This window comes from Rhodoferax sp. LS1R11, from assembly GCF_056521395.1.
In genome coordinates this window covers 19517-38135 of sequence record NZ_JBWMAW010000006.1, presented here as the reverse complement: position 1 = coordinate 38135, position 18619 = coordinate 19517, and the positions used below count along the sequence as shown (strand labels likewise).

General features: G+C 58.9%; 15 protein-coding genes. 11 read left to right on the top strand and 4 right to left on the bottom strand.

Annotated features, from left to right (window positions below; translation table 11 throughout):
* The first annotated feature begins 92 nt into the window (after positions 1 to 92).
* From AC097N_RS09285 to AC097N_RS09260, 6 genes are read left to right on the top strand one after another with little or no spacing between them, the layout of a single operon-like run.
* Complete coding sequence (locus AC097N_RS09285; protein WP_479580670.1) at positions 93 to 884, top strand: SDR family oxidoreductase; 792 nt, start codon at positions 93 to 95, stop codon at positions 882 to 884.
* Positions 877 to 1332, top strand: coding sequence for a PaaI family thioesterase (locus tag AC097N_RS09280; RefSeq protein ID WP_479580669.1), 456 nt, complete (start codon positions 877 to 879; stop codon positions 1330 to 1332). Before AC097N_RS09285 ends, AC097N_RS09280 begins: the two co-directional genes overlap by 8 nt.
* Positions 1333 to 1362: 30 nt before the next feature.
* Positions 1363 to 2379, top strand: a complete 1017-nt coding sequence (locus tag AC097N_RS09275) for an NADP-dependent oxidoreductase (protein ID WP_479580668.1) — start codon at positions 1363 to 1365, stop codon at positions 2377 to 2379.
* A gap of 18 nt (positions 2380 to 2397) precedes the next feature.
* Complete coding sequence (locus AC097N_RS09270; protein WP_479580667.1) at positions 2398 to 3339, top strand: glutathione S-transferase family protein; 942 nt, start codon at positions 2398 to 2400, stop codon at positions 3337 to 3339.
* Positions 3336 to 3842: a GNAT family N-acetyltransferase gene (locus AC097N_RS09265; protein ID WP_479580666.1), complete on the top strand. Its 507-nt coding sequence runs from the start codon at positions 3336 to 3338 to the stop codon at positions 3840 to 3842. The genes AC097N_RS09270 and AC097N_RS09265 overlap by 4 nt, the downstream gene beginning before the upstream one ends.
* Positions 3832 to 4737: an SDR family oxidoreductase gene (locus AC097N_RS09260; protein WP_479580665.1), complete on the top strand. Its 906-nt coding sequence runs from the start codon at positions 3832 to 3834 to the stop codon at positions 4735 to 4737. Before AC097N_RS09265 ends, AC097N_RS09260 begins: the two co-directional genes overlap by 11 nt.
* 24 nt (positions 4738 to 4761) lie before the next feature.
* Here AC097N_RS09260 and AC097N_RS09255 read toward each other — a convergent pair whose 3' ends face one another.
* The 3 genes from AC097N_RS09255 to AC097N_RS09245 all read right to left on the bottom strand — a co-directional run bounded on the left by AC097N_RS09255 (position 4762) and on the right by AC097N_RS09245 (position 9194).
* Positions 4762 to 7746, bottom strand: a complete 2985-nt coding sequence (locus AC097N_RS09255; protein ID WP_479580664.1) for a putative bifunctional diguanylate cyclase/phosphodiesterase — start codon at positions 7744 to 7746, stop codon at positions 4762 to 4764.
* A 378-nt stretch (positions 7747 to 8124) separates the two neighbouring features.
* Entirely contained in the window at positions 8125 to 8916 is a 792-nt protein-coding gene (locus tag AC097N_RS09250) for a hypothetical protein (protein WP_479580663.1), read from the bottom strand.
* 104 nt (positions 8917 to 9020) lie between these two features.
* Positions 9021 to 9194, bottom strand: a complete 174-nt coding sequence (locus tag AC097N_RS09245; protein ID WP_479580662.1) for a hypothetical protein — start codon at positions 9192 to 9194, stop codon at positions 9021 to 9023.
* On the opposite strand from AC097N_RS09245, the gene AC097N_RS09240 reads away from it, so the two are divergent.
* Together AC097N_RS09240 and AC097N_RS09235 are read left to right on the top strand one after the other, a co-directional pair.
* Positions 9193 to 11616 (top strand): Tex family protein, encoded by a 2424-nt coding sequence (locus AC097N_RS09240; protein ID WP_479580661.1) that lies wholly within the window; start codon positions 9193 to 9195, stop codon positions 11614 to 11616. The genes AC097N_RS09245 and AC097N_RS09240 overlap by 2 nt on opposite strands.
* Positions 11617 to 11667: 51 nt before the next feature.
* Complete coding sequence (locus AC097N_RS09235; RefSeq protein WP_479580660.1) at positions 11668 to 12492, top strand: HDOD domain-containing protein; 825 nt, start codon at positions 11668 to 11670, stop codon at positions 12490 to 12492.
* A gap of 2 nt (positions 12493 to 12494) precedes the next feature.
* Here the strand turns inward: AC097N_RS09235 and AC097N_RS09230 are convergent, their stop codons facing one another.
* On the bottom strand, positions 12495 to 13577 hold the full coding sequence (locus AC097N_RS09230; protein WP_479580659.1) for a calcium:cation antiporter: 1083 nt from the start codon (positions 13575 to 13577) through the stop codon (positions 12495 to 12497).
* A 53-nt stretch (positions 13578 to 13630) separates the two neighbouring features.
* Between AC097N_RS09230 and AC097N_RS09225 the strand changes: the two genes are divergently transcribed.
* From AC097N_RS09225 to AC097N_RS09215, 3 genes are all read left to right on the top strand, one after another.
* A complete protein-coding gene (locus AC097N_RS09225) occupies positions 13631 to 16054 on the top strand; it encodes a DNA internalization-related competence protein ComEC/Rec2 (protein ID WP_479580658.1) in 2424 nt (807 codons plus the stop codon).
* Between the two features lie 62 nt (positions 16055 to 16116).
* Positions 16117 to 17640 (top strand): circularly permuted type 2 ATP-grasp protein, encoded by a 1524-nt coding sequence (locus AC097N_RS09220; protein ID WP_479580657.1) that lies wholly within the window; start codon positions 16117 to 16119, stop codon positions 17638 to 17640.
* Between the two features lie 18 nt (positions 17641 to 17658).
* Positions 17659 to 18618 (top strand): alpha-E domain-containing protein, encoded by a 960-nt coding sequence (locus tag AC097N_RS09215; protein WP_479580656.1) that lies wholly within the window; start codon positions 17659 to 17661, stop codon positions 18616 to 18618.
* The last annotated feature ends 1 nt before the right edge of the window (position 18619 follow it).

The window sequence follows — 18619 nt, the reverse complement described above, 5'->3', positions numbered from 1 at the left end:
CGCGCTGTGATATCACGCATGGGACACCAGCCCGGCACGTCTTGACGGCACAATAAACCACCGAACTCAACCCACATCAGGAAATAATTTTCATGGCACGTACTATTCAGCAACTTTTTGATCTCACCGGCAAGACCGCGCTGGTGACCGGCGGCTCGCGTGGCCTGGGCCTGCAAATGGCACACGCTCTGGGTGAGGCCGGCGCCCGGGTGCTCATCAGCTCCCGCAAGGCCGAAGACCTGGAGCAGGCCACGGCCGAGCTGCAGGCGGCCGGTATTGATGCCCGCTGGGTCGCTGCCGACTGTGCCAAGGAGTCTGAAATCCATCGCCTGGCCGATGAAACCCTGCAACGCATGGGTGACGTTGATATTCTGGTCAACAACGCCGGAGCCGCCTGGGGCGCGCCCGCCGAAGACCACCCGATTGATGCCTGGGACAAGGTGATGAACCTCAACGTGCGTGGCTACTTCATCCTGAGCCAGATCATTGCCAAGAAAAGCATGATTGCGCGGCGGTCGGGGCGCATCATCAATGTGGCCTCAATCGCCGGCCTGGGCGGCAACCCCGAAGGCATGACCACCATCGCCTACAACACCTCCAAGGGAGCGGTCATCAATTTCACGCGCACCCTGGGTGCCGAATGGGGCAAGTACAACATCACCGTGAATGCCATCTGCCCCGGCTTTTTCCCAAGCAAGATGACCATGGGCACGCTGGCCGCTTTGGGTGAGGAAAAGCTGGCTGCGCACGCGCCGCTCAAACGCCTGGGCGACGATGAAGACCTCAAAGGTTTGTGTGTTTTGTACGCCTCTGATGCGGGCAAGCACATCACGGGACAGTGGCTGGCCGTGGACGGCGGCGTGAGCGTGGTGACCGGTGGCTGAAAACCAACTTTCCTTTGGCGTTGAGATTCCATTTGTCGATCACCTTGGCTTTGCGCTGAGGGTGTTCGATGGTGGCTTGTCAGAACTGCTGTATGAGCCCCAGCCAGAACATCTCAACTCGTTTGGCGTCACCCATGGTGGTGCGTTGATGACGTTGCTCGACGTCGCCATGGCGGTGGCCGCGCGCAGTGTGCACAAAGCAAGCGGCGTGGTCACCATTGAGATGAAAACCAGCTTCATGCAGCCTGCCCGCGGCCAGCTCACGGCCAAGGGGCATCTGATCCACCGCACGGCGACCATGGCGTTCACGGAAGCCACTGTTTTTGATGCTGAAGGGCGCGCCTGTGCGCATGGCACCGGCACCTTCAAGTATGTGAAGCGTTTGGCAGTTGGCCCGCGCAGCACGCAGGCGCTGAACGTCACTGCATCTGTTATTTCAACCGACTGATTTTTTCCCAGTTTTCCCAAGGAATTCAACGTGCCACAAAACAAGCAAATCCAGCTGGACAACCGGCCTAGCGGCGAAGCCACGGTCAGCAACTTCAAACTGGTGATGGGTGACACGCCTGCACTGCAAGACGGACAGGTGCTGGTACAACACCACTTTTTGAGCCTCGACCCCTACATGCGCGGGCGCATGAACGATAGCAAGAGCTACGCGGTACCGCAGGCCTTGGGGCAAACCATGGGCGGGGGCACGGCAGGTGAGGTCGCTGAATCAAAAAATACCAAATTCACCGTGGGTGACAAGGTGGTGGGCATGGGCGGCTGGCAGCAATACAGCGTGGTGAACGCTAATGAACCCGGCGCGCTGCGCAAGGTTGACACCACCCATGTTCCCTTGAGTGCCTACCTGGGGGCCGTTGGCATGCCGGGGGTGACTGCGTGGTACGGCCTGGTCAAAATTATCGAGCCCAAAGCCGGTGAGACCCTGGTAGTCAGCGCTGCTACTGGTGCTGTGGGCAGCGCGTTTGCGGCGTTGTCAAAGGCCCGCGGCTGCCGCACGGTGGGTATTGCCGGAGGGCCGGAGAAATGCAAGTACGCCGTTGATGAACTGGGCTTTGACGCCTGCATCGACTACAAATTGCACAAGGACGCCGCGTCGCTCTACCGTGCGCTCAAAGAAGCTTGCCCGGCCGGTATTGATGGTTATTTCGAAAACGTAGGCGGTATGGTGCTTGACGCCGTGCTGGGTTGCATGAATGCCTTTGGCCGCATTGCGGTGTGCGGCATGATCGCCGGCTACGACGGCGCCCCCTTGCCCCTGGCCAACCCCGCGCTGATTCTTGTGAGCCGACTCAAGGTGCAGGGCTTTATCGTGAGTGAGCACATGGACGTGTGGCCCGAGGCGCTCAAGGAACTCGCTACCTTGGTGGCCACCGGAAAACTCCGCCCCCGTGAATCCGTGGCTCAAGGGATTGAGGCTGCACCTGAAGCATTTTTGGGCTTGCTCAAAGGCCGGAATTTTGGCAAGCAGCTGGTCAAGCTGCTTTGATCAACGGGAGGTATGACCATGGCAGACATCATTCTTCATCACTACCCGACTTCACCCTTTTCGGAAAAAATACGGCTGGTTCTGGGCTTTAAAAACCTGGCATGGAAGTCCGTGCTTATCCCGGCCATCATGCCCAAGCCCGACGTGCTGGCGCTGACCGGTGGTTACCGCAAGACGCCGTTTCTACAGATGGGCTCGGATGTGTATTGCGACAGCTCTCTGATTTGCGATGTGCTGGAGCACCTGCAACCCACGCCCACGCTGTACCCGGAGCATCACAAGGGCCTGGCGCGTGTGTTGGCGCAGTGGGGAGACACGACGCTGTTCTGGGCCGCCATGGCCTACAACCTGCAGCCCAAAGGCGCGGCTGTCATGTTTCAGGGCGCGCCGGTTGAGGCCGCCAAGGCCTTTGGTGCGGACCGTGCCGCCATGTCTGCAGGCATGACCCGCCTGCGCCCGGCGGACGCGACGGCCGCTTACAAAACGTATTTGCGCCGCATCGCCAACATGCTTGAAGACCAGCCTTTTCTGATGGGCAGCGCGCCTTGCGTGGCGGACTTTGCTGTCTACCACCCCCTGTGGTTCTCGCGCAATCGGATACCCGTGATGGCGGACATTCTGGAGGCCACACCCGGGGTATTGGCCTGGATGGACCGCATGGCGGCGTTGGGGCATGGCCAGATGGAAAAATACTCTGCTATAGAATCAATAGCTGCTTGCGCACATTCCACGGGGGCTATAGCCCAAAATGATTCAAACTTTCAGGATGAGCACGGCATTGCGCTGGGCAGCCTGGTGGCTGTGGCGGCCGAGACTTTCGGCCAGGAAGCCACGCAAGGCGTGTTGGTCGCAGCCACCCGCACACGTTACACGCTGAGCCGTGTGGACGAGCGTGCAGGCCATGTGCATGTGCACTTTCCCCGTATTGGCTACGTGCTCAAGGCGGTGACGCCGACATGAGCCCTGTTGCCGTGAAGACCCAGGAAGAACCGCTGCGATGGAAGCTGAGCAGCTTCACAGCGCTGAGTGTGCAGGACTTGCACGACCTGCTTCAACTGCGCAGCGAAGTCTTTGTGGTCGAGCAAAACTGCGTCTTTCAAGACATAGACGGGGCCGATGCCCTGGCCATGCATCTGCTGGGCCACCGCGGTGACATGTTGGTGGCCTATGCCCGGTGCTTCTCCGCCGGTGTGAAGTTTGCGGAGGCCAGCATTGGCCGCGTGGTCACCCGCAGCAGCGCGCGTGGGGGTGGACTGGGGCACCTGCTGATGAAAGAGGCGGTTTCGGCGGTCTGTTCGCAGTGGGGGCCGCAGCCTATACGGATTGGCGCGCAGGCCCGGTTGAAACACTTTTACAGCGGCCATGCTTTCGTGGACGCTGGCAAACCCTATGTCGAAGACGGCATTGACCATTTAGAGATGGTCTGGCAACCCTGCAACCTGGAGCAAATTCGTGATTACTGATTTCAAAAACAAAACGGCTGTCCTGACAGGGGCCGGTTCCGGCTTTGGCCTGGAATGCGCCCGCCTGGGTGCCAGGCTGGGCATGAACCTGGTGCTCGCCGATGTGCAGCAGGATGCGCTGGACCATGCGGCCGCCGAGTTGGAGGCTACCGGTGCGCAAGTGCTGGCCTTCAAACTGGATGTCTCCAAAGCTGGCGAGGTAGAAGCCTTGGGCCGCGCGGTGCAAGCGCGTTTTGGTGCGCCTCACTTTGTTTTCAACAATGCGGGCGTGGGGGCCGGAGGCCTGATTTGGGAAAACACAGCAGAAGACTGGCAATGGGTCATCGGTGTCAATCTGTTGGGTGTTGCCCATGGCGTGCGCGTCTTTACCCCCATGATGCTGGAGGCGGCAAAACAAGACCCCACGTATCAGGGCCACATCGTCAACACGGCCAGCATGGCAGGCTTGCTGAATGCGCCCAACATGGGCATCTACAACGCCAGCAAACATGCCGTCGTCAGCATGAGTGAAACGCTGTACCAGGACCTGGCGCTCGTCACGGACCAGATCAGCGCGTCCGTGCTGTGTCCGTTCTTTGTGCCCACCGGCATCAGCCAGAGCCACCGCAACCGCCCGTCAGAAGCCGTGCCCGTCAAGCCCACCAAAAGCCAGCTCATTGGACAAGCCATGAGCGACAAGGCGGTGGGTTCGGGCAAGGTCAGCGCGGCTGATGTGGCGCAAAAAGTGTTTGACGCGATCTCCAGCAACCAGTTCTACATCTACAGCCACCCCAAAGCCATCGCTTCGGTTCAGGTCCGGATGGAAGACATCATGCTGGCCCGCAACCCGACGGATCCTTTCAGCCACAAGCCGGAGTTGGGCGTGGCCCTGAAGCAGGCCCTGCGGGAAGGCTGACCCAACGAGGCCCGCCTCGTGACGTCAATGGACGTTGACGGGGCGCCCTTCGGTGAATAAATCGACCTGGGCCAGCATCGTGCCCGATTTTCCAAGCAAGGCCACGAACTGGCGCAGTTCTTCGTCCTGAATGAAACTGGCCGATGACTCGGCCGACAGCATGCGATCCGTGTGCTGCGGCCGTGCAATGACAAAGCCTTGCACGTAGTCCACGCCAATTTCGGTCAGCGTCTGCACGGTGGCAAAGTCTTCAGCCCACTCCGCCACCACCTTCATGCCCAGGTTCTTGGCCAGGTTGACGATTGCCTCGACAATGGCCACATTGGCGGGGTGCTTGTTCATGTCGACAATAAAGCTGCCGTCGATCTTCAGCAGATCCGCCGTGAACTCCTTCAGATACGAGAAGGAGGTGTAGCCCGCGCCAAAGTCGTCCAGCGCCACGGTGACCCCATAGCTGCGGACCTTGTCGACAAAGCGGCGCGTATTGTCCAGGTCATGCAGGGCCACACTCTCGGTGATCTCCAGACACAACTGACCCACGATACGTGGGTTCTGCTCAAGCAGGGTGTACACGTCCTGCAGGAATTTTTCATCGTTGAGGGAGGCACCGCTCAAGTTCATGCACACAAACTTGGTGTGTTTCAGCTGGGCATGGTTTTTGTCGAGCCACGCCAGTGTGGTCTTGAGTACCCAGCGGTCAATCATGCCCATGCGGCCACTGGACTCACCTGCAGCGATCAAGCGGTCCGTCGGAACGACCTTGCCATCCGCATCGCGCATGCGCAGCAAGACTTCAAAGTTCAAGGACTCATGCGGTGCCACCAGAGACATGATGGGCTGCATCTCAAGGTACAGGCCATCGGTGGCGGAACTCGTTGCCAGCAAGGCAATCAGCTTGAGTTCAGCCTCATGCTGCTGGAAGGCAAGGGCATTCTTCTCATACACCACCAGACCGGCACCGTTGGCCGCCTTGGCTTGGCGACACGCCCGGTCAGCGGTGGACATGGCGTCGTTGAACTTCATGCCGCTGCTCACCTCGACCAGTCCAATGGAGCCCCGCACATAAAACGCCTTTTCCCCGATCCGGTAAGGCTGCGTGCCGATGCTGTCCACAACGCCACGACACAGCACCGCAGCCCGTTCGATTGGCGTGGACGGGAAGACAATGACAAACTCATCACCCCCCACGCGGCCAAACTGCAGGTCGGAGCCAAGCAAGTTGGACACCCGCGTGCACACCTGCCTCAGCACCTCGTCACCAGCGCCGTGGCCGAACAAGTCATTGATCAGCTTGAAGCGGTCAAGATCCAGATAGGCGAGTGCCATCGGGTTGTCTTCGGCGAGATTGGTGATGGCACTGGTCAGTGCCTTTTCGATGCCGCGCCGGTTAAGCACTTTGGTCAAGGAGTCATGGTTGGCCAGAAAATACAGGTCTTCAGTGGCCCTGGATTTTTCAGTGACATCCTGCAACGAGCCTTCAATGCGCTCGCGGGCCAACGTGGCCTTGACCAGAAACCGCTTTGAACCAGAGAAGCCGAGCATCTTGCGACCCTTGATTTCAAGCTCGACCTCTGTTTTGCTGTGCAGCATTTGATGAAGCTGCGTCCATGCGCCGTCCGCAAAATACTGCTGCCACGAATTGCCTCCATCGTCGAGCACATTGGGCCCCAACATACTGAGCAGGGCAGGGTTAGCGCTCATGAAACGACCCCGCAAGTCCAGAGTGAACAACCCAATCGGCATGGCTTCGTAGGTGTCTTTGAGCTCCGCTTGCAATGCAAGGCGCTGCACATGTTCCTGTCGCATGTGCTCCGCAATCGCCAGCGCAGCCAGCAGGCTGGAGGACAGGGCCGCGGTGACGCTGTTGACTGACCCAATCAGTCCTTTGACTCCAAGTGCAGCCGAGATGACTTCATAAAAGCTCGCTATCAAAGTAATGCTGATTGACGCACCGTAGAGAAGCGCGACCGGAGAGCGCACTCGCATCAAAATGCGAACCAAATAGTACGAGAAAACTCCGATCACCAGTCCAGTTGATATCCATAGAAAAGGAAGGTAGAGACGATAGGGGGCGACGGCCGACGCCAACAGCAAAGGAGGGCAGGTCCATTGCATGAATTGAAGAGGGCGTTTTGCGCCGACCCGCTTCAGCTCGTCGCGAAACAGTGCCTGAAACAAGGCGATCGCCAGCACGTAATACAGCGCTAGTGTGAATGATCTGACGTGCGACATCCATTCCTGCTGTATTGTGATGCCCAGCCATTGATTGTCCCACCCACTAGACAAGGCCGCCATTCGGAGATTGACGACAAGCCATGCAGTGAACAGTAAATACAACGCATTTCGGTTGATCGCAGCGGCAACCAAAACGAACGCCGCGAGTATCAAAATACCGCCGTCTAAAAGGCCTGATTTTCTGTGAAATTCTTGCGCGGAAAGCTGAAGTTCAGATGCAGTCCACTTCAGCGCGGAGATGTGGGCTGGGCCCACTGGGTTCGTTCGACATAAGACGCGTTGAGTGCGTCTGGTGGGATTCAGCGATAGTGCGAACCCCGCCTTAACCAAAGAAACTTCACCAGTCCCGCCTCGTCGGTCAGCCTTTCCCAAAGGCTGAAGCGATCGAGCGTCCCAGCATTCAATTTCGGTCGCATGTCGCGACGGAAATTCGACCTTTAGCGGGACAAAATCATCATCCGTTGGAGTGACAAAGGTGAGCCATACCGGCGCTTCCGATAATTGTGTACTGAAATTTTGAACGAAGGCTCCAGAGTCAAGTGCCCTCAGGGCCTGCTCTGGACTAGTGATATTGGCATCTATTTGCGTGACTTGAAAATCAATTGGCTTGGCTGACCGCGCGATGCTATCGGTCTCGGACGCGAGAAAACATGCCAGCGAAAAGACCCCAATTAACGCAGGCACTGCAAATGCCGAAAACACGAATAAATAACGGCTGATCTTCTTGACGACGAACTCGCTCCAGAGGTGCGAAATGTTAGCCCAACTACTCATATATGTCACGGCATATTGGCGAATCGACCGGTCGGCATTCAATTATTGGCCGTATCGTTTTTCGGATAAAACTGACTCCAATGGTTTCCATTTGTTGTCTTTTCGGTTCGGTTCCAAGCAACCCTGTTTTTTCTATTCACGCTTTTTCATCGTGATAAAAGGAATATACATGACGGGACGAGGTTGGCGATCAAAAAATTGATGCTGCACAACTGTAGTACCAAGGATGCACCTTGCAGACGGTTATCTGAACAACTGCAGCCTTTGATTCTTCCAATTTTCCGAAGATTTGTTTGTTGCAGTAGCTATTTCGGTTGGCTCGGCACACCTTTAAATCCTGAATCGGCACGGCCAGTTTGGCGTCTCAGCACAGGGCTGTCAATTGACATACGCTGGATTTATGAGCGGCGTCAATTTTTTCTGGTCCAATTTCGATTGACGACTATAGCGCGGAGACTCATCAAGGTGGATGTCGGGATGATCGGTGCGAAAGGCGAAGTCAAATAAAGGATGTGCCGCTTCCATCCAGCGCGATTCTGCCGAGTCCACATTTGAAGTCATGACTCGATGTGGAATTCCTCCCACGTGCGAAAGCGGAATGTAGCCAGCGTCTGGGAAAACGTCTTCGTATAGTAGGCCTTTGTATTGGCGATCCATCGGCGAGCGGCCGGTTACGACCATCCACTCTGTACCAATCTGGTGGCAGTACAAGTAAAATGCTTTGAACAGCACCGTGGTTACCAACCGTCCGCCTGTTTTATGCGCCACACCTAGGCGAGAGGCCTCTGCCAATCGGCACGTTTGCAGCCATTTTGGCAAATCGACGGATTTCTCGACGCAAAGAGGCTGAAATTCATTTGTTTGAATTCGCATTGAGCCGAGCGCGGAGCCATCTAATTTGGATTCGGCTAACAAAATGACAGTTCCTTCTTCTGCATCGGCCTCCTCTGGGGTTCTCAATGATTCAGCGAACACGGGCAAATGACGAGCATACGCTTCGTGGCGAACACAGACTGCTTTGTTCAAATCGTCTTTGCTGCTGACTAACTTTACAGTGAATGGAAGTGATTCTTCGATCAATCCATTGGATTTTCTGGCCATGCCCGAGCGTGTTTTTAGTGGCTGGATGCGGGGTGGCTGGTAGGCGGCAGGCGTGATTTGTTGAAGCATGGTGCAACTCCGTTCGGGACGATTTGATCGACCCATCGGACAACCCAAATTGCGTTATCCGATGCGCTGAGACCCAATGTAGACGGGCGTTTCCAAAACTGTTGTCAGCGTTTTACTGGTGAGGCTGTAAGGTTTTTTTCAAAATTTGTAAGGTTTTTTCTTACAGCAAGCCGTGGGCCTCCGATTAGCGCTTTTGGGGTATCAAAACCAGCCTGTGGCAAACTCGCGACCTTCGTTTCAGTTTTAGCCAGCGCCATGCTGGCGAGTCTTAAAGTCATGCAGAAAATCATCGCGCAGATCGCGCAAGAAATCCGGGTCCAGACTAAACAGGTACAGGCTGCCGTCGAGCTGTTGGATGGTGGTGCCACCGTTCCATTCATTGCCCGCTACCGCAAAGAAGTGACCGACGGCCTCGATGATATTCAGTTGCGCGAACTTGAAGCCCGGCTGAGCTACTTGCGCGAACTGCGTGACCGGCTGCAAGTCGTGATCAAGAACATTGAGGAGCAGGGCAAGATGACAACCGCCCTGCTGGCCGCTCTGGTGGGGGCGTCCACCAAGCAGGAACTGGAAGACTTGTATTTGCCATTCAAGCTCAAGCGCCGGACCAAGGGGCAGCTGGCCAAAGAAGCCGGGCTGGAGCCGCTGGCGAATGCCCTGTTTACCAATCCTGATTTGGTGCCAGCGGATGAAGCGCTGAAATATGTGATCTCGATGCGTCCTGTGGTCGAGGGTGAAGACAAACAGCCCGATTTTTCAACCGTGCAGGCGGTACTGGATGGCGTGCGCGATCTGTTGAGCGAGCGCTGGGCCGAAACGCCGACGCTGGTGCAAGATCTGCGCGAATGGCTGTGGCAGGAGGGTTTGTTCCAGAGCCACCTGATGGACGGCAAGGATGAAAACAACGCCGATGTCGCCAAGTTTCGGGATTATTTTGACTATGACGAGCCGATTGGGCGTGTGCCCTCGCACCGCGCACTGGCGGTGTTTCGGGGCCGCGGCCTGGAGATTCTGGATGCCAAGCTCATTCTTCCTGAACAAAATGTGCCTGCAGCCCCCGTCAGTAGTGCGCAAGCAGCTATCAAAACAAGAGCGGCCCCTGTGGTTTCACTGGCCGAAGGGCGCATCGCCTTGCGCCTGGGCTGGAGCCACAAGAGCCGGGCGGCCGACGATCTGATTCGCAAATGCATTGCCTGGACCTGGCGTGTGAAGCTCAGCCTGTCGACCGAACGCGATTTGTTCACCCGTTTGCGGGAGGATGCAGAGAAGGTCGCTATCAAGGTGTTTGCGGACAACCTGCGCGATTTGCTGCTGGCCGCACCGGCCGGCCCGCGTGTCGTGTTGGGCCTGGACCCCGGTATCCGCACCGGGGTGAAAGTGGCGGTGGTCGACACCACCGGCAAGCTGGTGGAGACCTCAACGGTATTTCCGCACGAGCCGCGCAAGGACTGGGAAGGCTCGCTGCACATTTTGGGCAAGCTGTGTGAGAAGCATGGCGTGAATTTGATTGCCATCGGCAACGGGACGGCCAGCCGCGAGACGGACAAGCTGGCGGCGGACCTGATCAAGCTGCTGGCCAAGGCCTCGGACCGCCTGATTGAAAAAGTGGTGGTGAGCGAAGCCGGTGCCTCGGTGTACTCCGCCAGCGAATTTGCGTCGCAAGAGATGCCGGATGTGGATGTGAGCCTGCGCGGCGCCGCCAGTATTGCCCGGCGTCTGCAGGACCCGTTGGCCGAACTGGTCAAGATTGATCCCAAATCCATTGGCGTCGGCCAGTACCAGCATGACGTCAACCAGAGTGAGTTGGCCAGAACGCTGGAAGCGGTGGTGGAAGATTGCGTGAACTCGGTGGGCGTTGACCTGAACACGGCCAGCGTGCCGCTGCTTTCCCGCGTGTCAGGCCTGAGCCCCAGCGTGGCCAAGGCGGTGGTGCGCTGGCGCGAAGCCAATGGCGCGTTCAACAACCGCCAACAACTGATGCAGGTCACCGGCCTGGGCGCCAAGACGTTTGAGCAAAGTGCGGGCTTTTTGCGCATTCGCGGGGGCGACAACCCGCTGGACATGACCGGCGTGCACCCCGAAACCTATCCGGTGGTGGAGAAGATCATGGCGCACACGGCCAAGCCCGTGGCCGAGTTGATGGGGCGCGCCGACATGCTCAAGGTGCTCAAGCCGGAGCTGTTTGCCAATACGCAGTTTGGCGTGATCACCGTCAAGGACATTCTGGGTGAGCTGGAAAAACCGGGCCGCGACCCCCGTCCCGACTTCAAGGTGGCCCGCTTCAACGACGGTGTGGACGACATCAAGGACCTGAAAGAGGGCATGGTGCTGGAGGGCACGGTGAGCAACGTGGCCGCCTTTGGTGCCTTTGTGGACTTGGGCGTGCATCAGGATGGATTGGTGCACGTGAGCCAGTTGAGCCACAAGTTTGTGACCGATGCGCGTGAGATCGTCAAGACCGGCGACATCGTCAAGGTTCAGGTGGTGGAGGTCGACGTGGCGCGCAAACGCATTGCCTTGACCATGAAGCTTGGTGCGGCACCCGCGAGGCGGGACGGTCCGGGTGATAATCGGTTCCAGGGAGCAAGCAACAACCAAAGGGGCCGATCGAGCAGCCAGGGTTTTGCATCGCCGTCCAGCACGCCGCAATCCACGGCCATGTCTTCAGCTTTTGCAAAGCTCAAGGGCACCGCACGCTAACAGACCGTCAATGAATCAGACATATTCATCAAAATTTGAAGTTGAGTTTTCATGGAACTGAAGACGCTGCTCGCGTCCCAGTTCGTCCTGCCCAGTATTCCCAAGGTAGTGGCGCTCCTGCTGAGCCAACTGGAACGCGCCGAGCCTGATCTGAAGGCCATTACCCAGCTGATCAGCACTGATCCGGCATTGACCACCCGTTTGTTGCAACTCGCCAATTCGGGATTTTTCAAACTCTCCGGCAAGATCAGCAGTGTGTCCGAAGCGCTCGCAATTCTGGGCCTGGGCCATGTTCGAACCATGGCCGTGGCGGCGGCATCCGGCGCTTCATTCAAGGCGGTTCCGGGCATCAACCTGCAGCAGTTCTGGACGTACAGCGTGAATGTGGCGCGCCTGGCCCGGTCTTTTGCCGGGGTGGTGCGGCAAAACCAGCAGGCCGCCTTCACCTGTGGGCTGATTCATGCGGTGGGCGAGTTGGCCATGCACATCGGCATGCCCGAAGAAATGGCCACCCTTGACGGAAAAGTGTCCCCGCTTGATTTGAAGCGCGCCAGGCAGGAGTCCAGGACCTTGGGCTTTTGTTATGCCCAAGTGGGCGCGGGTTTTGCGCGCAAATGGCAGTTCCCGCAACCCATGGTGGATGCATTGGAGCATCAGGATGCTCCCTTTCAAAACGATGTGTATGAACCCCTGGCCGGCGTCATTCACCTGGCCTCGTGGCGGGCTCGGGCCAAAGAGGCTGACCTGTCCGAAAAAAACCTGGCCGTGACCTTTCCCGGCTCGGTGGGGGATGTGCTGGGGTTGGACATCGACATGGTGCTTCAGCAAGACCCCATTGACTGGATGGCCCAGATGCCGGGGCGGCCCCTGCTTTAGGGTCAAGGCACGATGGTGGTGAACAGGTATACGGCAAATATCACCAGATGCACCACACCCTGCAACACGTTGGTCCGCCCGGTCCCCAGCGAGAGCGAAGCCACAAAGAGCGAGAGTAGCAGCAAGACCGATGATTTGGTATCAATACCCAGCGTTAGCGTCAACCCGGTGCTGAGCGACACAATGGCCACCGCGGGAATGGTCAGTCCAATGCTGGCCAGCGCGGAGCCCAATGCCAGATTCAGGCTCGTTTGCAATCGGTTGGCACGCGCAGCGCGCAGGGCGGCAAGTCCTTCCGGCAGCAGCACCACAGCGGCAATGATCACCCCCACCAGGGCCTTGGGTGCGCCAGCCGCAGCGACGCCTGTTTCGATACTGGGCGCCAGTGTTTTGGCCAGCAAGACCACGGCCCCCAGGCTGACGAGCAGCAGAATGGCGCTCCATGTTGTCGTTTGCAGGCTGGGTGCCGCTGCATGCATTTCTTCGTTATCCGGCTCGTCGGCAGGCAAAAAATAGTCGCGGTGCCGCACGGTTTGCACGAATACGAAGGTGCCGTAGATCACCAGTGAGACGACAGCGATAAAGGCGAGCTGGCTGGGCACGTAGACCGGGCTGGGGTCGCTGGTGGTGTAGTTGGGCAGGATGATGGTCAGCACCACAATCGCAGCCAGGGTGGCCAATGAGGCGCTGACGCCGTCCAGACCGAAGGTTTGCTCCCTGAATCGGGCTGCGCCCACCAGCAGACACACGCCGACGATCCCGTTGAGGATGATCATCACGGCGGCAAACACCGTGTCCCGGGCCAGGGCGGTGGTGCTGGGGCCGCCGGCAAACATCAAGGACACGATCAGGGCCACTTCAATGACGGTGACGGCCACCGCCAGGACGAGTGTGCCAAAAGGCTCACCCACCCGATGGGCCACGACCTCGGCATGGTGCACCGCGGCCAGTACCCCGCCGATCAACCCCAGGGCAACCAGCAGCAAAAAAGCACCACCGAGCCCCAGGTAGGTTCCCGAAAACAGCGCCCAGGCCAAAACAGGGGCAAAGATGGTCCAGAGTGGAATGGGGAGAGACTTCTTCATGAATGCAGGATACAGGGTGTTTCCTTGTCTTCTTGTCCGGTTAGCATGTCTGCATGCATTCCGCCGCGCCCCACTCTGCAGGAAAAGCCCGGCTGATGGTCCCGGCGCTGCTGGGATTTGTGACCGGTACTGCCGCGCAATTGCAGCAAGTGGCGCTGCACCCCGGCTGGATTTATGCATGTTTTGTGCTGCTGGCCCTTGTTCTGTGTGTGGTTATTGCTATTAAATCAGTAGCAATTCATTGGCGCCTGATGTGGGTGGCGCTGGCGGTCGGCTTGTTGGGCTACGGTGTGACGGGCTTGCGTGCCAGCGCGTTTATCTCCGACACCTTGTCTGTCGAGCTTGAAGGGCACGACGTGTTCGTGACGGGCGTGGTGGATGCCATGCCCCAGCGCAATGAGACAGGCTTGCGTTTCAGGCTGGATGTTGAATCTGCGCAGTGGCGGGGCCGGCCCGTTTTACTCCCTCCACACCTTTATCTCGGCTGGTACAACGGTGTCTTTGGCGGAGGCGCCGGCATGGTGGGTGAACTGCAACGTCAGCCGGCGCCCATGGAGGCCGGTGAGCGCTGGCAGATGACGGTGCGCCTCAAGGCGCCGCACGGCGCCAGCAACCCGTTCGGTTTTGATTTTGAACTGTGGCTGTGGGAGCAGGGCTTGCAGGCCACCGGCTACGTGCGGGCCGGGCCGAAAGACCCGGCGCCCCTGCGTCTGGGGCAAACGGGCTGGCATCCTGTTGAGCGCGCTCGCCAGCAGGTGCGTGACCTGGTTTTTGAGCGCGTGACCGAACGCCAACACGCGGGCCTGATCGCGGCGTTGGTGGTGGGCGATCAAAACGCGATTGATCGCGCGGACTGGGACATCTTCCGGGCGACCGGTGTGGCCCACCTCATGGCCATCTCAGGGCTTCACATCACCATGTTCGCCTGGCTGGCGGCCTTGGCCATTGGCTGGCTGTGGCGTCGCTCCGCTCGACTTTGTCTGTGGGTACCGGCGCCCAGTGCGGCCTTGATGGGGGGCGTGCTGCTGGCGGTGGCCTACGCGGTTTTCAGTGGCTGGGGGGTGCCGTCCCAGCGCACGGTGTGGATGCTGGCAACCGTCGGCCTGCTGCGCCTGTCGGGCAAGCAGTGGCCGTGGCCGCATGTGTGCTTGCTGGCCTGCGCGGTGGTGGTGGCGGTGGACCCCTGGGCGCTGCTGCAAGCCGGATTCTGGTTGAGTTTTGTCGCTGTAGCTGTACTCTTTGCTACTGATTCAGGAGCTGCTCCCGCAGGAAGGACGGGGGCTAGAGGTCATTTTTATGCCATGTTTCGGGAGCAATGGGTCATCACCCTGGCTTTGACGCCGCTCACCCTGCTGCTGTTCGGGCAGGTCTCTTTGGTCGGATTGGCAGCCAACGCGATTGCAATCCCTTGGGTGACCCTGCTCATCACGCCGCTGGCCATGTTGGGCGTTGTTGTCCCGCCTCTGTGGGATGTCGCTGCCGGGGCCATCGCGGCGATGGCGTGGTACCTGCAGTTGCTGGCGGCCTTGCCGTTTGCCACGGTGTCTATGGCACAGGCGCCGCTGTGGGCTGGCGCCGTGGGCGTTGTTGGCGGCCTGCTGCTGGCCATGCCCTTGCCGTGGAACTTGCGATTCCTGGGCGTGCCGCTGATATTGCCTGTGCTGTTGTGGCAGGCCTCGCGCCCTTTGCAAGGCGAGTTCGAGCTGCTGGCGGCTGATATCGGGCAAGGCAATGCGGTCATTTTGCGCACGGCGACACACGCTTTGGTGTATGACGCCGGGCCACGGTTCAGCCGCGAAAGTGATGCCGGGCACCGCGTCCTGGTGCCGCTGTTGCGGGCGCTGGACACACCGGTGGACATGCTGATGCTCAGCCACAGGGACAGTGACCATGTGGGTGGCGCACTCGCCGTGTTGGCCATGCAGGCGCAGGCGGAGCTGGTGAGTTCGATCGAAGACGAGCATGAGCTTCAAACCGTGCGCAAGGCGACCCGCTGCATGGCGGGTCAACGCTGGCGCTGGGACGAGGTGGACTTCGAGGTGCTTCACCCGCAGGCTCAGGATTACGAGGCGCCCCCAAGGTCCAATGCCCTGAGCTGCACCTTGCGCATCAGCAATGGCACACGTACGGTGCTGCTGGCGGGTGACATTGAGGAAACTCAGGAGGCGCGGCTGGTAGAGCAGGGTGCCCAACGGCTCAAGGCCGATGTGTTGCTGGTGCCGCACCATGGCTCCAAAACCTCCAGCAGCGCCGCCTTTCTGGACGCCGTGCAGCCACGTATTGCCCTGGTACAGGCCGGGTATCGCAATCGGTTCGGTCACCCGGCGCAGCCCGTTTTGGTGCGCTATGCCGAACGTCACATCCAGGTCTTTGATTCGCCCCACTGTGGTGCAATCGGCTGGCACTCCAGCCGCCCAAATGACGCCGAATGTCACCGATTGAAAGCGCAACGTTATTGGCACCATCTTGTGCCCTAGGTGCTGCACCATTTCAGGTTGGCGCAAAGCTTGCTAAGCTCGTTACAGGAGGAAATTCGTTTATGCAGAAATTCGACGAGATGTATACCCAGTTGCCCTACGAGTTTTTTACTCAAGGCGCACAGATTCGTGATCATTACAAAATCTACGACGAATGGCTGGCCCGACAACCCGGCGACATGATGGCCAAGCGCCGCGAAGAGGCCGAAATGATCTTTCGCCGCGTCGGCATTACCTTTGCCGTTTACGGTGAAAAAGACGAAGACGGCGCCGGCACCGAACGACTCATCCCTTTTGACTTGATTCCCCGCGTCATCCCCGCCCATGAATGGGCCAGCATGGAGCGTGGTCTGGTGCAGCGTGTCACCGCGCTGAACCGCTTCATCCATGACGTGTACCACGACCAGGAAATCATCAAGGCGGGTGTCGTCCCGCGGGAGCAGATCGAGAAGAACGCCCAGTTCCGCCCCGAGATGATGGGCGTGGATGTGCCCAACAACATCTACTCCCACATCTCCGGCATCGATATCGTGCGCGCCCCCAACGCCAAGGGCGAGGGCGAGTACTACGTGCTCGAAGACAACCTGCGCGTGCCCAGCGGCGTGAGCTACATGCTCGAAGACCGCAAGATGATGATGCGGCTCTTTCCCGAGCTGTTCAATGCCCACCGCGTGGCGCCCATCGCTCACTACCCGGACCTCTTGCTGGAGACCCTGCGCGCCAGCAGCCCGGCCACCACGGCCGAACCCACTGTGGTGGTGCTGACCCCCGGCATGCACAACAGCGCGTATTTTGAACACGCCTTTTTGGCGCAACAAATGGGCATTGAACTGGTCGAGGGCCAGGACTTGTTCGTCAAGGACAACTTCGTTTACATGCGCACCACACGCGGCCCCAAGCGCGTGGACGTGATTTACCGCCGGGTAGATGATGATTTTCTGGACCCCAAAGTCTTCCGTCCCACCTCGACACTGGGTTGCGCGGGCCTGCTCGACGCTTACCGCGCCGGTCATGTGAGCATCTGCAATGCAGTCGGCACCGGTGTGGCGGATGACAAGTCGATCTATCCCTACGTGCCCAAGATGATCGAGTTTTACCTGGGCGAAAAACCCATCCTCAACAACGTGCCCACCTACATGTGCCGCAACAAGGACGACCTGGCCTACACCCTGGCCAACATGAAAGACCTGGTGATCAAGGAAGTGCACGGCGCGGGTGGCTACGGCATGCTGGTCGGCCCGGCCGCCACGAAGGCCGAGATTGAAGACTTCCGCAAGGCCGTGCTGGCCAATCCGAATGGTTATATTTCGCAGCCCACGCTGAGCCTGTCAAGCTGCCCCACGTTTGTTGAAAGCGGTATTGCCCCGCGCCATATCGACTTGCGTCCCTATGTGCTCAGCGGCAAGACCGTGCAGATGGTTCCCGGCGGTCTGACCCGCGTGGCGCTGAAAGAGGGCTCGCTCGTCGTGAACTCATCACAGGGCGGTGGTACCAAAGACACCTGGATTCTGGAGGAAGACCCCACTCCGGCAACCGCCGCGTCGCCTGCCGACGCTGCCACCCAGTCACAAACACAATCGTCTTGAGCGCCAAGGAGTTTCTTCATGCTGTCACGCACCGCCGACCACCTATTCTGGATGTCCCGCTACACCGAGCGGGCCGAGAACACTGCCCGCATGCTCGATGTGAACTACCAGACCTCGCTTTTGCCTCAATCCAGCGCTGTGGCGCAGGTGGGCTGGCAGGGTTTGCTGAGCATCAGTGAGCTGTTGTCCACCTACACCGAGGCCCATGGCGACATCGATGCACGCCGGGTCATGGATTTCATGGTGAAGGACGAAAGCAATCCGTCCAGCATCGTGTCCTGCCTGGGCGCCGCTCGCGAGAACGCGCGGGCCGTGCGCGGCACGCTCACCACCGAAGTCTGGGAAACCCAGAACCAGACCTGGCTGGAGGTCAAGCGGATGATCAAGTCCGGTGAATACGAGGCTGATCCATCCCAATTTTTCGAGTGGGTCAAGTTCCGCTCCCATCTTTCTCGTGGTGTGACGGTCGGCACCATGCTGATGGATGAAGCCTTGTACTTCATGCGGCTGGGCACTTTTCTGGAGCGGGCTGACAACACGGCGCGCCTGGTGGATGTGAAGTTTCATGCCGTTCAAAGCGACTTCTTTGGCACCGCCAACGAGAGGGACCAGGAGTATGACTTCTACCACTGGAGTGCCATTTTGCGCAGCGTCTCGGCCTTCGAGGTCTACCGCAAGGTCTACCGCGATGTCATCAAGCCCGAGCGTGTGGCCGAGCTGCTGATTCTGCGCCCGGACATGCCGCGCTCGCTGCATGCCAGCCTGAATGAGGTGGTGAGCAACCTGGCCATGGTGGCCGAGGACCAGTCGAGTGAAACCCAGCGCCGCGCCGGCAAGCTGTGTGCCGAACTCAAGTACGGCCGCATTGACGAAATTCTCGCCACCGGGCTGCATGCCTACCTGACGCAGTTCCTGGACCGCGTGAACGATCTGGGTGCCCACATCAGCCGGGATTTTTTGGTTCCCTCTATTGCCTGAT

What these genes read in the sequence shown, in the direction of transcription:
- AC097N_RS09285 (WP_479580670.1), top strand. Translation starts at nt 93, where the DNA reads ATGGCACGTACTATTCAGCAACTTTTTGATCTCACCGGCAAGACCGCG.
- AC097N_RS09270 (WP_479580667.1), top strand. Translation starts at nt 2,398, where the DNA reads ATGGCAGACATCATTCTTCATCACTACCCGACTTCACCCTTTTCGGAA.
- AC097N_RS09265 (WP_479580666.1), top strand. Translation starts at nt 3,336, where the DNA reads ATGAGCCCTGTTGCCGTGAAGACCCAGGAAGAACCGCTGCGATGGAAG.
- AC097N_RS09255 (WP_479580664.1), bottom strand. Translation starts at nt 7,746, where the DNA reads ATGAGTAGTTGGGCTAACATTTCGCACCTCTGGAGCGAGTTCGTCGTC.
- AC097N_RS09250 (WP_479580663.1), bottom strand. Translation starts at nt 8,916, where the DNA reads ATGCTTCAACAAATCACGCCTGCCGCCTACCAGCCACCCCGCATCCAG.
- AC097N_RS09240 (WP_479580661.1), top strand. Translation starts at nt 9,193, where the DNA reads ATGCAGAAAATCATCGCGCAGATCGCGCAAGAAATCCGGGTCCAGACT.
- AC097N_RS09245 (WP_479580662.1), bottom strand. Translation starts at nt 9,194, where the DNA reads ATGACTTTAAGACTCGCCAGCATGGCGCTGGCTAAAACTGAAACGAAG.
- AC097N_RS09235 (WP_479580660.1), top strand. Translation starts at nt 11,668, where the DNA reads ATGGAACTGAAGACGCTGCTCGCGTCCCAGTTCGTCCTGCCCAGTATT.
- AC097N_RS09230 (WP_479580659.1), bottom strand. Translation starts at nt 13,577, where the DNA reads ATGAAGAAGTCTCTCCCCATTCCACTCTGGACCATCTTTGCCCCTGTT.
- AC097N_RS09225 (WP_479580658.1), top strand. Translation starts at nt 13,631, where the DNA reads ATGCATTCCGCCGCGCCCCACTCTGCAGGAAAAGCCCGGCTGATGGTC.
- AC097N_RS09220 (WP_479580657.1), top strand. Translation starts at nt 16,117, where the DNA reads ATGCAGAAATTCGACGAGATGTATACCCAGTTGCCCTACGAGTTTTTT.
- AC097N_RS09215 (WP_479580656.1), top strand. Translation starts at nt 17,659, where the DNA reads ATGCTGTCACGCACCGCCGACCACCTATTCTGGATGTCCCGCTACACC.